This window comes from Maribellus maritimus (genome assembly GCF_022267315.1).
In the GTDB taxonomy this organism is placed as follows: domain Bacteria; phylum Bacteroidota; class Bacteroidia; order Bacteroidales; family Prolixibacteraceae; genus Draconibacterium; species Draconibacterium maritimum.
In genome coordinates this window covers 15,634-31,017 of the sequence record NZ_JAIKLE010000007.1, presented here as the reverse complement: position 1 = coordinate 31,017, position 15,384 = coordinate 15,634, and the positions used below count along the sequence as shown (strand labels likewise).

The window sequence follows — 15,384 nt, the reverse complement described above, 5'->3', positions numbered from 1 at the left end:
CCTTTTTATTTAAGACGAATGAGAAGTCGTTTGCACAGGTCATAAATCTTTTTCAAAAAAATAGGGGAGCAGGCATATCAGTCTGCTCCCCATCTTCAGTTGGTTAAGGATTCTGCACCAGTGCAGGATTTAATATGATTTCTGATTCGGGTATAAAATGTACTATCGAAGTTGAGGTAGATTCTATCGTTCTCGGACCGTGCCATGAAACATCTTCGGGAAGATAAGTTCTGTCCAGCGTTCTAATTCATCCAAAAAGTTTTGATTTACAAAGTTATTAGAATATTACCTTAATAGCAGCTCTTTCATTTGTTTGTTTAACCTTGTTTTTATTTGAGAATAGTTTGGATTGTCAGACAAATTATACCATTCGTACGGATCTTTTCGATGATCATATAATTCTTCAAATCCATCAGCCCAAAGAATATATCTAAATTCCTGGGAACGAGCTGAATAGTGTTGTTCGTTTACAGGAGGTAATTCTCCAACTTTTACGTCACTCATTCCTGTTACTACCGTTAAAGCTATTTCTGGCCCACCCCATATATCGATTTCGGGATCATCTAAAAGTGGGAGTAGACTATTTCCATCCAATTTTTTTTGATTTATATTCTGGTTAGGTTCTTTGGGTAATTCACATAAATCAATCAAAGTTGGATATAAATCTATTAACGAAACTGGATGGAGACATTGTTTGCTAGAATTTGCTTCATTATTAGGAAGTTTAATGATGAATGGGATGCGTGTACTTTCCTCCCAAACCGTATTTTTTCGGAGTAGATCTTTTTCACCCATATGAAATCCATTATCAGCAATTAATACGACTATTGTATTATTTTTATAAATACTTGTTTTTAATGCATCAAGTATTTTTCCAATTTGAGCATCGACAAATGTAACTGATGCAAGATATCCTCGTAACCACATTTTCCAACCTTCACCATTATCATAAGCTTTATTTAACCGAAAAAATCGGTTTGTCCATTCATCATGCATTTCATAACGGTCAGGAGATAATAGACCACAATCTTTTGTATCATTTAATAAATATGGGGGAGATACTAAAGTATCAGGATCAAACATGTTAAAAAAATCATCAGGAACTACCCATGGACAATGAGGTCTAACGAATCCTACAGTTAAAAAGAATGGTTTTTCATGTTCTTTCTGAAGTTGCTTAATTGCCCATTCTGCACTAATTTCATCTGGCATTTCATCTCTATCATCTTTGTTGTTGTAATAAAATGGTTTCCCATTTAGTCTCCAACCACTATAGCCAGGAATTCCCTTGTGTGGTACAGGCAATACATTTGGTACATCCGACAGTGGGGCGACTGTTTCAAAATAATTTAAGCCCCAAGGTAATTTCATTGAAGGATGAGGCACATGAGGAATCTCTACTAATCCATTCCATGGTGAAGGTCCAAAAGAACTGTTATTTTGAAATGAACCAGAACCATTTAGAGTTTGAATCAATTTAGCGGTATGCTGATTATTATGAAATATTTTTCCTGTTGTATAAACTCCATATCCATTTAATGAAAAGTGTTCAAATATTGTAACCGCGTTTTTTAAAACAGGACTATCTCTCCATGTATATTTATTCTGATTATAACCAATTATTCCACTTTTATGAGGATATATTCCTGTCCATAGTGAGGCACGTGAAGGTCCACAAAGAGGTGCGTTACAATGAGCATTCTGAAAAATAACCGCTTCCGACATAAGCCTGTCAATGTTTGGAGTAATTGCCTGAGGATGTCCACCCATTCCTTCTACACTGTCATTCAAATCATCACAAATGATAACAAGAATATTAGGTCTTTGATCAGATTCATCGCTGTTTTCATTAAAACTAAAACCTATTAGTGCCAAAGTTGCTAAGCAAATTTTTGATATAATTGATTTCAAGTTGAAAATGTTGTTGTCAGATAATAAATTAAGCATAGATTTTATTAATAATTATGAGGAGGTTGAGACATTAAATCTTCTATAATATTTGCCAAATAACATGGGTGTGATTTAATTGAAACAAATCTGTGTTTTTTACTATTATTTTGCATCCATTCTGTATTGCCTTCAGAATCAATAACTACTTGTCCATAAGGAGAAACAGACCAATAAATACTGTCTATATCTTTTACCGAAATTAAAATCGCGGCTTGATCATGACTTGGTTTGCCCTGATTAATTGCTGGTTGCCCTCTGAAAGGTCGTAATTCAAAAGCACGACGGACAGGATTTCTAGGACTGGTTTGTTTTAACTTCATGCCAGTATAAATTGCCCAACCTACTTCAACTCCTTGCCATATGATTTCACCAGGCCATTCATTTGTTACAGTAACCGCAGCGGATGGGTCAAGCCGGATATTTGTTTCAGGTAGCTGAGTGCGAGGAAATCCTCCACCCATTATAATTGTCTTTTTTACCTTCTTACGAATGAGTTCCAATCCATCTAAGCTACTATATTCATCAGTTTTGGACCGAACTAAGTCTTCCAAGTTACTTAATGCACCAACACTACAAATAACAACAGAAGAATCAGGCTGCAAGGAAAGGATTTTCCTGTATATATCAAGTGCGTCAGGCATCTCATTATCGTAATCCGCATTATTCGGAAACTCATTTTTTAATTGGAGTGTAAAAGAACTCGAATTACCCATTTTATAAATTCCATCTTTGTCTGTTCCTATAGGTATATCAGGTCTGCCATAATAAGTATTAATTACACTAACCGCGGCAGCAGATGAATTGGCGGCATCCTTCCTGTTTGTTACAACTGCTAATATTTCAGCTTCTCCAAGATCTGCTAAAGCATTCAAAACTGCAAGTGCACCAGCATCATCACAATCACTAGCCATATCTGTATCAAAAATTATTTTAACAGGTTCTTGTGAATGTATTTTTGATACTATACATAAACAAAATAAAATTATTAACCAAAATTGATTCTCACTATTTGAGAATTTATGATTCTTCATGTGAATTAAAATTTAGTTAGTTTCATTATTGGAAACTATATTAAACCTTATCAAGTAAATATCGTTTTTCTCCATCATATGAGAAATTCCCCAACCAGGTATGGTATCTATAAAATGTTCTGTTAAAGATGGACGATATAATCCCGGTGCCTGCGGAATTTGTTTGAGATTATTCTGCGCAGATGAAAAATTAAATCCATTTGGAGCAAATTGTATAGAGCTGCTAATTGATGCAAGTGCAGCTATACCTCCATCCTGATTCCATATAAGTACTTCATGACTGCCGTCAAGTAATGGTTTTTTCTGCTTGTAAAAGGGGCCTTCTGGATGGTTAGAAAGTGCAACTCCCATTTTTGTAAATTTAGGCCCCTCTTTTCCATAAATTCTTGACCTGCCTTTATAATACAGCCAAATCTTTTTATCTCTAACCAACAAAGATGCATCGTCAACTCTATAACTGTCAAAATCCATAGTAATATTACTAAACATAAGAATAGGCTCACGATTTATTCTTACAAACGGTCCATCTGGACTATCTGACACTGCAACGCCAATAGCCGTAATATCTGTATCAGAGTTATTTTCGAATTCGTTAAATGGATTCTCAGGTGTAGGTTTTACTCCAGTATAATATAAGTAATACTTATCTTTATACTTTAAAATATTTGGAGTAAAAACAGCATGACTATCAAATTCCGAATTTTCCCCAACACTAAGAGCCTCTCCTTTTTCAATCCAAGAGTATCCATCAGGTGAAGTAGCGTACCATATTGTACCACAGTAACCACTAGGATATAAACAAGAATTAGCAGTTATCTTTGTATACCAAATATAATATAGATCTCCTACTTTAATTATATCACTAGGATCACGTCGTGAAATACCTTCTGTATATCCAATACCTGATATTTTTTCATATTTAAAATAAATGCTGTCTTTTAAAACTGTTTGTTTCCCATTCCCCCGTATCAATTTATTTTTTGAAATCGATTTAAAACCAAACAGTAAAAAAAATAGTATCAGGCAAATAAATAAAATATAAATAACATAAAATGATTTTTTCATAATATCAATAAATTAATTGTTCCCCTCCTCTTTAATTGGAATTTGTCCTAGTGTTCTATTATTCTCAGATAGTTTTTTGTTGAATTTATAAATTTGTTCAGTTAGATATTTTTCTAATTCTGGATATTCTCCTACAAGGTTATTTTTTTCTCCAATATCATTTCTTAAATTGTATAACTGGAGATTTTCTCCAATAAATAATTTCCAGCTTTTATACCTGATTGCTTGGATTCCGTGACCTTGTTTTAGATAAAAAAAAGTATTACGTAGATTATTTTTTTTACCTCCTAAAAAATAATCTATTATGTTTATTCCATCAATGTCTCTGTCATCTGGTACATTACTTTCGGCTATATAAGCAAGTGTTGGAAAAATGTCAATACAAGAGGTCAATTCTTGGCACAATGTTCCTTTTGGGATCATGTTATTCCATTGCATAATGCATGGTACACGTAAACCACCTTCATATATTGATCCCTTTCCTCCCTTTAACGGTCCTGCACTTCCAACGGCAGGACCGTTATCTGAAGTAAATATTATTAATGTATTAGAATCAATGTTAAATTCTTTTAATGTAATTAATATCTCTCCCACACTCCAATCTAGTTCTTCTATTGTTGCAGGATATAGAAAATCACGTGTTTCTTTGCCTTCTCCATTAATTTCAGATAGCTTTTCATTAGAAAACCATTTTTGAGCATATTTGTATGATGCATGACATGGACGATGAGGCATATTATGAGCTAAATAGAGAAAAAAAGAATTGTTTTTGTTTCTTTTAATAAATTCTTTCGCTTTTTCTGTATAACGCATAGTGAGATAATCTTGGTCAGGATTAGTTTCAATAACTTTAGTGCCATCATATAAAGGAATAGGTTCAAATTCATATCGAGTATTACCTGGAATCATATCATTACTATAAGGTAATCCGAAATATTCATCAAACCCTTGGTTGAGAGGCATGAACTCAGGGATATCACCCAGATGCCATTTACCTATGCAAGCTGTTTTATAATCTTTTGATTTTAGTAATTCTGCAATGGTTATTTCTGTTGGATTTAATCCAATTGCCATACCATTTTTTTGTCCAAGAGGCATTGAATTAGGAAAAAGAACATTATTTAGCCCAATCCGTTCAGGATAACAACCAGTTAACAAAGCAGCTCTTGACGGAGTACATACAGAAGATGCCATATAAAAATCTGTGAAACGAATCCCGTCTTCTGCCATCTGATCTATGTTAGGAGTTATATTATTTTTATTACCATAGCATTTTAAATCACCATACCCCAAATCATCGGCCAATATAATAATGATGTTTGGCTTTTGAGAAGATATCTCTTTGGCAACAGAAACCCTAACTAAAAAAATCAGGGATAAAATTGAAAAAATTATTTTATGACTCATTTATATCTATTAATCGTTTGTAATTTTACTTCCCCACCAGTCATTTCCCGGATCATAATCTTTTGAAAGGTAATCAAGACGTTGCTTTTCAAGTTGGGGCCAGCGTTTGTTAATTACATTCTGTAAATAGTCTTTTTCTTTTTTTGGATCGTATTCCGGATCTTTTACCGGAAATTTTGCTCCCACTTCATCCAGATAATTAAACAATTTTTCATTGAGCTCACTTACAATTCCTTTATGTTCGGCAGCTAAATCGGTAGTTTCTTCCACATCGTTTTTCAAGTTGTACAATTCTTCGCGGCCATCTTCATAATAATGAATCAGTTTCCAATCGCCCAAACGAATAATAGAGGAAGGTTCGCCACCCTGATTTCCGTAATGCGGATAATGCCAGATAAGTGGCCTTTCCGGAATCGTCCCCCCTTTTAAAAGTGGAACGAGGCTCACGCCATCACTGTGTTCAGCAGGTTTTAACAATGCTCCTGCCAGTTCAAGAATAGTTGGATAAAAATCGGTTCCGGTAACCGGAGTACTGTTTTTTTGTCCGTTGCCCAATCCCGGAACTTTTATAAAATAGGGCTCGCGAATTCCACCTTCAAACTGATAACCCTTACCGGCACGCAGCGGTAAATTCGATGTAGAATATGAATCACCTGCAGCCACTCCTCCATTATCCGAAGTAAAAATAACCACGGTGTTTTCTGCCAGTCCAAGCTCATCCAACGCTTTTAAAACTTCACCGACAGCATCGTCCATCGCTTCAACCAGTCCGGCATAAACAGGGTTGTCCTGCACCTGACGGATGGGGAAAAAATGACCCATCTTATAACCCGTTTCAGCAATTCCGAGTTCCTCTGCTTTTTCACGGTATTTTGTCCATTTTTCCCGTGTTGTTTGAATGGGGCCATGCACGGCATAAAATGCCAGATAAGCAAAAAAAGCTGTGTCTTTATTTTCTTTCAGAAACTGAACGGTTTCTTTGGCCAGCCGCATGGAAAGATTTTCACCATTGGGCCCGCTGGGAAGATTCGGGTTTTCCCACGGAGCAAAATAACCGCCTTTTGGGCTGCCAACGTCCCAACCTCCTTTGTTAATGTTGAAACCATGATCTTCGGGCCACGAACCTTTGCTTCCCAAATGCCACTTCCCGGCAAAAAAAGTTTTATATCCTGCCTCTTTCATTGCCTCGGGTAAAGTTGTGTAATTCAATGAAAGACTGTGTTCGTATTCCGGTGGAAGCAACTGGTTCTGCCGTCCCTGTTTTCTCCAGTCTTCTCCGGTTGCAGCTCCAATCCAGTCGGTAATTCCGTGCCGGGCAGGAAATTTCCCCGACATGATACTCGCACGCGACGGACTGCAAACCTGACAAGTTGCATATCCATCGGTAAAAATCATTCCTTCAGCTGCAATCCTGTCAATATTGGGTGTTTCGTAAAATTTACTACCTGAAATACTTAAATCGTGATAACCGTAATCATCGGCTAAGATGAAAACAAAATTGGGGTTTTGCTTTTCTTCCGACTTTGGGTGACATGAAATCATTAAAAGAGCAAATGTTAGAAAAACATAAAAGCCTCGCCGATCCTTTCCAAAGGAGAGGTGTTTGAAAGATGACCATTGATATTCTTTTTTCATAATGTTCTGATTTTAAAATAAATATATTCCCCTTCACGTGAGAATGACAAAATACCTATGCATTTGAATATCATTAATTTCACATTTATACTATTTTATAAGAATCGAATTTCGATATAGATTCCAGAACCATTCTATGATTACATTTGAATTTCTTTCAACAAGCATTTTGTCCTTCCCTTCAGATTGCCTTTTGAAATTTATTTTTTCCTTTTCAATACTCATTGAAATAGTACCATTATGAAAAATCATATTCTCGGATAAATTCCCAGAAGCATGTAATAATGCGGGAAAGCTCCAAAGATTCTTCCCTAGAGGAAATTGATCTGTTTGTTTTAGAAATTTTTCACCGCGGTAGATTCGCCATTTTTTTAAAATATCACTAAGAAATATTGAAACTGAATCTTTAAATAAGTAAAGTTGATTTTCATATTCGCCAGGAAATAAAATTCTATTGCTCCAAACTGCAGGTATCCAAATAATTGGAATTGGTGAGTTAAGAATAATATCACCAGCAATATGGTCTAAACCTATATTCATTTCATTTAAATAATCCCAGTTTCCACCAATAAAATAAACATTCTCAATCTTTTCCATAAATAATATAGAATCTTTACTAAATGCCAAAGCCTCATTGCGCAAACTTCCAACCGCAATCAACCGGACTTTACAAGATGTTTTACGCATAGTTTCAATTATGAATTCTGCTCCATCATGATATTTAGATGCTTGAACCGTATCATTTAAAATTTTAAGTTTGCTTTGGACTCCTTTCAAAATTGGTATATTCTCTTTTTTTAAAATAGCTAAAAACTCGTTTGCATATTTTTCAACTTCATTTGTGGCATAATTATCTAAAATAATTCCTGAAGCATTAATTTCATTAAGTTGTAAAAACAAAAAAAGATCGAACCAATCATCTGGATCTCTATCAATTGATAAATCAGTTGATAAAATTGTTATTACGTTATTTTCGGTTTCTTGAGTAAATATTTTATTGATTTCATCTACCCCATATATTTTAAAATAAGCAAATAAGATACTTATGGAAAATAGAATTTTCTTCATATTTTTATTTCTAAAGGGGAAGGATTTTAATCCTTCCCTAAATTTAAAATCTACCAGTTAGGATTTTGTGCCAGATTAGGATTTTTTAGTAATTCTTCTGAAGGAATAGGTTCTAAGTAATCTCTTTCTATTTTGAAAGATCTCTGATCCTCTGGTTCAACTATTATATTCCCATCATTATCAAGAGATGGAGTATACGGGTATCGTAATGTTCCGTCTTCAAGTATTGCAGTCTCATATTCAGTATTTTTGAATTGAACTCCTCTTATGGCCATCGGCATTTCAATTTCCGCAGTTTTCCATCTTCGTAAATCGCTTCTTCTAAAACCTTCATGTGCAAGCTCTATACTTCTTTCCCTCCTGATTTCAGTTTTTATATCTAATCCATTTTGAGAGATAAAATCATTAGTTAAGTTAGGCATCCCTGCCCTTGCCCTAACAATATTAATAGATTCTCCTAATTGGGCATCCGTAATGCCATCATTTTTCTCATACAATGCCTCTGCATATATTAAAAGTACTTCCGCATATCGTAGCATATGATAGTAGAACACTCCCCTGTGTCCAGTTTGATCAACATAAAATTCAGTCAGGAACTTATAGGTTGTATAAAGTGTTTGTTCTCTCAAGAATTCTGGAAAATCCTGTCCCGTACCTTCTTGATCTAATCTGTCAATGGCATAATATCCAGGTGGAATTATTGTCATAGTCATCCTTGAATCCCTATTCTCATATTCTGAAATCATTAATTGACGGCCTTCATAAAGAGGGGACTTATTAATTGGGAGACCATCTTTGCACAAATATAAATCAGCCAATTTTCTCGTTGAAGAGTTAAATCCTTCATACACTTGTAAACTAAAGCCATGGTAATTATTTAGATCATATCTCCGTGCAACTATTTGCTCTTTTGAGTCATTTCCTACCTCCATGAAAAAATACCTGTAGGACTGTTCCGGATTTGATTCATAACTGAACAACGAATATTCTTTACTATCTATAACAGCTTTTGATGCAGTTATTGCTTGATCGAATCTTTCATTTGCATCGCCTGGTGTTCCATGATATTTGATCCAAGTTCCTTCAAATAAAGCGACTCTTGCTCTTAGTGCATTTGCAGCACCTTTTGTGATTCGACCAAGCTCAGAATTATCAAGTTGACTTTGTTCTGGCAGTAATTCAGATACTTCCTTTAATTCTTGTAAAATGAAATCGACAACTTCTTTTCTTGGTGTTCTAGTATCAAATAATTCTTCAGAAGAGGGATCCAAAGTTTTTGTGTAAAAAGGAATGTCACCATAAGCTTCAACTAACCGAAAATAGAAAAGCGCTCTAAACCATCGAGCTTCAGCCACATAACGATCACTTTCAAATCCATTTTCTATTGCTCTATCGATAATAAAATTGCATCGGCGAATATCTCTGTAAGAATTATTATAAAAATTACTTGATGCTGGAACATCTCTTGAGCCATTACTAATGTTATTAGGCCCAAGGGCATAAGAAAAATCAGAATCATTATCAGTTGCATCAGAATGAGATCCGATGCTAGGATAAAGTATATTGACACCTGCTTTATAGTGTTCAGATTTATCCCATAAACTTCCATCAGACAATTGATGTTCAGGAGTGAGATCAAAATCTTGACATCCTAGAAACAATATAGGAGCGAATAAAATATATATTAAATTTTTCATAATAATTGCATATTTTTAATTAAAAGGTAATTTGAGTTCCAAGTGAGAACGTTCGTATAAAAGGATAGTTAAATCCTTGGGCACCTAGTTCAGGGTCAAATCCAAAATCACGGGATTCTTGAGATTGGAATTCAAAAAGATCTTCTCCGCTGATATATAATCTTAAATTGTCTACTTTAACTTTATATAATAATTCTTTTGGTATGCTATATCCAATTTGAATATTTTTTAATCGGACGTAAGCACCATTAATCTTTTTATTTTCTGAAATTCTATAATTATAATCATTAATTCCAGCATCAACACTCAAACGCGGATATTTAGCGTTTACATTTTCTTGAGTCCAGGTTTCTCCATAAAAAGCTTTTAATCCCTGATTAAACCAATTTAATATTGGTCTAGACCAGTGACCTGTTTTAAAGAGAGTTTTTTTACCAACTCCTTGAAAAAGAACATTGAAATCAAATCCTTTATAATCCCCACCAAAGTTAAAACTAAAACTATATTGGGGTCTTATATTTCCTAACTCAACTAAATCACCAATGTCTCCTTCTGTTGGATTTCCTAATGCACTTAATCTTCCGTTATTATCAACATCAACATATCGCACATCACCGACTTCAATTGCACTGGGAATACCTGATGTTACATTAGAAACATATTCATTAAGTTCGGATTCATTTTGGATAATTCCATCAAATTTCCACCCAAAATATGTCCCAATTGAATAACCAACCAATCTATTATTAATACCTTCTTGTTTTACTCCTTCTGATCCTTGTAAACTTGTTAATTTATTTTTATCGTTAAATATTGTACCCTTTATATAGTAATTTAGATTACCAATTTTGTCTATCCAATTCACTTCAAGTTCGAAACCTTTCGTTTCCATTTGTCCTTTATTTAATGCAGGAGGAGATATACCAAGTACAGTAGGCAGGTCAACTGCTACCAACATGTTTTTATTTTGTTTGATATAATAATCGAAAGATGCATTTAGTTTCGAATTCAAGATAGATATATCTATTCCCAAATTAGTTGTAGCTAAGGTCTCCCAACTTCTTTCAGTGCTGACTGCACCACTTTCAACAAAATATGAATTTTCTGTCTGGTTGCCCCACATACTAGAGGGGGGGCCAAATATTATCGGGCTTCCTACATTAATTAAAGATAAATAATCATAATAGCCAATTCCTTCTTGATTACCCGTCTCACCATATGATACGCGAATCTTTAGATTATCAAAAAAATCTAAATTTTTAATAAAATTATCTTCAGAAAGTCGATAAGCTAACATTGCTCCCCAAAATGTACCCCATCTATATTCTTTTGTGAATCTTGACGAACCATCCGCCCTTAATACCGCATCGGCAATTAATTTTTCTTTATATTCGTAATTTAGTCTTCCAAACAAAGAACGTATAGTCCAAGCCCATCCATTAGAATTTACTCTCGCTTCATCAAGGTCACCAAGACTTAATGACAGTAATTCATTAGTTGGAAAATTTCTTGATTCCGCGTAGTTGTAATTATACTTTCGTTGTTCATGTGATGCTCCTACAGTTAAAGAAACGTTATTTTCTTCATTTATTAATTTTGCATAATTCAGATATGCATCCATGGTCATATAATTATTAGTAGCGAAAGACTCGTTTATTCTATTTGGACTAGTTTGCGGAACTATTCTAAAACCAGGAGGATCTGTATTCCAGGTATTTGCTAGATAAATTGTTGGAATTTTTGTTTGTGCTTTATTAATCAGATGATTAATTCCAAAATTTGTAGTTAGCTTTAATTCTTCTGTAATGTCATAATCAAGCTTAAAGCTAGAAATTAATCGAGTATTTTTAGTTGAAATTTCACCGCCTTGCAATAATAAATCATTTGGATTATTAAAGCCTCTGAATGTATAATATGCTCCATCAAGCCTCCTACGCATTGGCATAATCGTCCAATTGCTCATTATATGTGAATAAGCTAAATCTAATTGAGAATTTTCAGAAACATCACCCAATTCCACGGAATTTTGCGTCGCAAGCACTAATTTTTTCCCTATATTAAATGTATTGTTTAAACGAATATTATATCTTTTATAATCATCATATTTGGAATTTATTACACCATTTTCATCCAAGAAGCCTAAAGAAAGCCTATAAATCGAATTATCACATCCTCCCTCCACACTTAGATTATGATATTGTCTTTGTCCCGTTTCAAAAAATTCATTTACAAATGCATTTTCAGGTTGATTAAAAATCAAATAGCTATCATCTCTCAATGCTCCCCCATCAGCAGACTGGTTTAAGTTTAGGACTTGGTCAGTTCCCAAGGCATCAAAAAATATCTCTCCAAACAATTCAGATTGTCCATCATTTATTCTGCCGTCATTGACCATTTCCATAAACTGTCTCATAGTTGTTTTTTCAGGAATGTAGGTGGGATAATTAAAACCATAGGACATATTGTAAGTTATCTTTGGGATTCCTCTAATCCCTTTTTTTGTTGTTACTAATATTACACCATTGGATGCTTGATTCCCATAGATGGCTGCAGTGCCATCCTTTAATACAGAAATACTTTCTATATCATCTGGGTTAATTGTTTCAAGGTTTGATTGAAGGCCATCAATAAGTACTAGCGGACTATTTCCTCCATTTATTGAACTCATACCTCGCAATTGAATTGATAAACCTTGTGAGCCCGGTTGCCCCGAGTTTCTAGTAACTATAAGTCCTGATGTGGTCCCTTGCAAAGCATTAATAGCGGAAGTTATTGGTCTAGTTTCAAATGTTTTACTATCTATGGTACTAATTGCACCAGTTAATGTTTCTTTTTTTCTTGTTCCATAACCTATAGCAACCACTTCTTCAATACCAATGGCATCTGTTTCCATTTGAATATTGATGGAGCTTTGGTTACCTACAACTACTTCTTGGGTTATCATTCCAACAAATGAGAACTGAAGTGTTGCCTCTGCCGGAACATTCGGGAGAGAATAATAACCGTCGACATTTGTCACAGTTCCCTGCGTTGTTCCCTTCACCACAACGGTTACACCCGGAAGTGGAATTCCTGCTTCATCAGTTACAGTTCCTGATACCGTTTTTTGTGGAGAAGTTAAATCATCCTTAACTGCATTATTTATAGCTTTTTCCGCCCCAAGTAATATTAATTTATCACTGAAAATTTTGTATTCTATACTGTATCCGTTGAACAGCTCATTCAGAATTTCTTCTACTGTTTTATCGGAAACGGAGATGTTGACCTTCCGTTCCACATCAATTTGTTCGTTTTGATAGAAAAACCGAAATTCACTTTTGCTTTCAATCTCTTTTAATACGTCAACCACTTTTGTATCTGACAAATCGAAAGAGAAACGGGTACTTTGAGAATATACAGAAGCCGAAACCTGCATTAGTCCGATTAGTAATAACAAAAATGTTAGTTTCATAGTTAGTAATAGCTTTTTCACACTTCTGCTATTAAGCAAAGTGCTTTCATCATTTTTTTTCATAAATTTGAATGTTTTAGTTTTTAACTTTAGGTGTTACAGCACCTTAAAAAAAAATCAAGGGCCGGCAGTGTTACAGCATTTGCCGGTTTTTTCATTTAGTTCTTTGGTTAAATCATTTTATTCCTCCTGTTTGTTTTTATGAATTATTATTTTTTGATTTTCAATTTTAAATTCTATGGGTAATGTATGCTGGATGATTTGCATAATATCCAGTATCGATTCATTTTTGATTGTTCCTGAATAGTGATAAGTAAGAATATCGTCATCAAAAACCTCTATGTCTACGCCATACCTTCGTTCAAGTAAAATAATAAGTTCTTTTAAGTTCATATTCAGGAAGATAAGCTTGTTGTTTTTCCACGAGGTGAATAACTGGGTGTCAACATTTTGAACAAACAGTTTTTTCGACTTTTTATTAAGTACCACTTGTTCGCCGGGTTGTAAGCTTATATTCTTTGTTAATTTGAAATTTTCAGATGAACCTATTTCTACCTGTCCTTCTTCCAGGGTTGTGGTTACTTCAGAGTCTGAAGGGTATGATTTTACATTAAATTGCGTTCCGGTTACCTGCACATCATAATATTGAGTATGCACTATAAATGGCTTTTGTTTATTTTTTTCAACCTGAAACCATGCTTCTCCGGTTAAATAGACCTCTCTTTTTTTGTTGTTTGTTTCGGGAGAATATCGAAGTTCAGAACCGGCATTCAGATAAACGAGCGTGCTGTCGGCGAGTATCATTTGAGATACCGAACCTGCCGGCGCGATCGAAGTAACGTATCCTGTTTCATGTTTTGAGTTGAATTTTGTGACCAATACTCCAACCACCAACCCAATGAAAAGAATAGCAGCAAAACGATATACGATTTGCCAGTTGCTTAAAAGGTTGAACATATTTTCCCGATGGCCCTTTCCGATGTTTAAAAGGAATTTTGACCACTCTTTTTCCGTTTCTGCAATTTGTGAAATATTGGGCTGGGAAGCTTCCCACAGATCTTTGACGCGGGCATAATATTTTGTGTTTTCTTCTGATTGCGCCACCCAATCGTTTAGTTTTTTTAATTCTTCTTCACGCAGGCTGCCGTTTAAACGAGCAATTATTGTTGCTTTAATTGATTTTTTTGTATCCATTCAGATGTCGTTTCAGAAGGTAAGACACTTGAAAGAGATACATCCCTACCTCGGTATTTAAAATTTATTTACAAATGGATAACGCCCGGCGCTCCGGGTGCAGGGATTTCTAAAACTTACAGGGTAAAGGCCCTGTAATGTTTTTTTTGATTCCCCTAAGTTGGAGGGGCAGGGGAGGCGTTTACTATGGCAAAAAGTACTATTCCAAGGTGTTTGGAAAGTCCTGCCCGCAAAAGGGCAAGGGCTTTTGAAATATGTTTCTCAACCATTTTTTCAGATATGCTGAGTTTTTGGGCAATTTGTTTGTTCTTGAAATGTTCCCTGCGACTTAATAAAAATACCTGGCGACATTTATCGGGCATAGATTGAATGATTTTTTCTACTTTTTCCTCAATCTCTTTCTCAAACAAACTGCTTAGCGGATCATCTGATTTCAAATAAGATGCCCTTTCCATCGAATTTAATTTGTAAATCAGTTCTTCTTTTACCGAGTGTTTTATGTGCAAGTGGCGTTGGTTATTTATACAACTGTTACGTACCGCCTGGAATAGATAGGCTTTGGGGGAATCAACAGATGAAAGATCTTCTGATTTTTCCCACAGTTTAAGAAAAGCATCCTGTACTAAATCCTGTGCAACCTCTATATCATCGGTAAATTTTTTCGCAAAGAGGACAAGCCTGCCATGATATTTAAAGAACAACTCCTGAAAAGATTCCAGTCTTTTTTGTTCCGCGTTCAGATGTCTTATCGGTTTTTTACGATCCATTGCGCTGTTTACTCGAAGGAAACAAACTTAAGTAAAAACAAGGAATTCAAAGAAGCTAAAATTTAGTTTTAACACAGTCGTATTATAAATATCCAAAAAGGATTCGTATTTGTTTCCCT

10 protein-coding genes are annotated in these 15,384 nt (G+C 34.7%); all 10 read right to left on the bottom strand.

What is annotated here, in order from left to right:
- Positions 1 to 285: 285 nt before the first annotated feature.
- The 10 genes from K5G00_RS08050 to K5G00_RS08005 all read right to left on the bottom strand — a co-directional run bounded on the left by K5G00_RS08050 (position 286) and on the right by K5G00_RS08005 (position 15,265).
- Positions 286 to 1,947 (bottom strand): sulfatase, encoded by a 1,662-nt coding sequence (locus tag K5G00_RS08050; RefSeq protein WP_238765628.1) that lies wholly within the window; start codon positions 1,945 to 1,947, stop codon positions 286 to 288.
- 8 nt (positions 1,948 to 1,955) lie between these two features.
- Positions 1,956 to 2,981 (bottom strand): nucleoside hydrolase, encoded by a 1,026-nt coding sequence (locus tag K5G00_RS08045; protein ID WP_238765627.1) that lies wholly within the window; start codon positions 2,979 to 2,981, stop codon positions 1,956 to 1,958.
- A gap of 12 nt (positions 2,982 to 2,993) precedes the next feature.
- A complete protein-coding gene (locus K5G00_RS08040) occupies positions 2,994 to 4,046 on the bottom strand; it encodes a family 43 glycosylhydrolase (RefSeq protein WP_238765626.1) in 1,053 nt (350 codons plus the stop codon).
- A 12-nt stretch (positions 4,047 to 4,058) separates the two neighbouring features.
- Positions 4,059 to 5,453: a sulfatase family protein gene (locus tag K5G00_RS08035; protein ID WP_238765625.1), complete on the bottom strand. Its 1,395-nt coding sequence runs from the start codon at positions 5,451 to 5,453 to the stop codon at positions 4,059 to 4,061.
- Between the two features lie 9 nt (positions 5,454 to 5,462).
- Complete coding sequence (locus K5G00_RS08030) at positions 5,463 to 7,088, bottom strand: sulfatase (RefSeq protein ID WP_238765624.1); 1,626 nt, start codon at positions 7,086 to 7,088, stop codon at positions 5,463 to 5,465.
- Positions 7,089 to 7,178: 90 nt separating this feature from the next.
- Positions 7,179 to 8,156 carry a nucleoside hydrolase gene (locus K5G00_RS08025; RefSeq protein ID WP_238765623.1) on the bottom strand — a complete coding sequence of 326 codons (978 nt, stop codon included), beginning with the start codon at positions 8,154 to 8,156 and terminating at the stop codon, positions 7,179 to 7,181.
- A 50-nt stretch (positions 8,157 to 8,206) separates the two neighbouring features.
- Positions 8,207 to 9,853, bottom strand: a complete 1,647-nt coding sequence (locus K5G00_RS08020) for a RagB/SusD family nutrient uptake outer membrane protein (RefSeq protein WP_238765622.1) — start codon at positions 9,851 to 9,853, stop codon at positions 8,207 to 8,209.
- Positions 9,854 to 9,872: 19 nt separating this feature from the next.
- Positions 9,873 to 13,367, bottom strand: coding sequence for a TonB-dependent receptor (locus K5G00_RS08015; RefSeq protein WP_238765621.1), 3,495 nt, complete (start codon positions 13,365 to 13,367; stop codon positions 9,873 to 9,875).
- A gap of 117 nt (positions 13,368 to 13,484) precedes the next feature.
- A complete protein-coding gene (locus K5G00_RS08010; protein WP_238765620.1) occupies positions 13,485 to 14,498 on the bottom strand; it encodes a FecR family protein in 1,014 nt (337 codons plus the stop codon).
- A 155-nt stretch (positions 14,499 to 14,653) separates the two neighbouring features.
- Positions 14,654 to 15,265: an RNA polymerase sigma-70 factor gene (locus K5G00_RS08005; RefSeq protein WP_238765619.1), complete on the bottom strand. Its 612-nt coding sequence runs from the start codon at positions 15,263 to 15,265 to the stop codon at positions 14,654 to 14,656.
- Between the last annotated feature and the right edge of the window lie 119 nt (positions 15,266 to 15,384).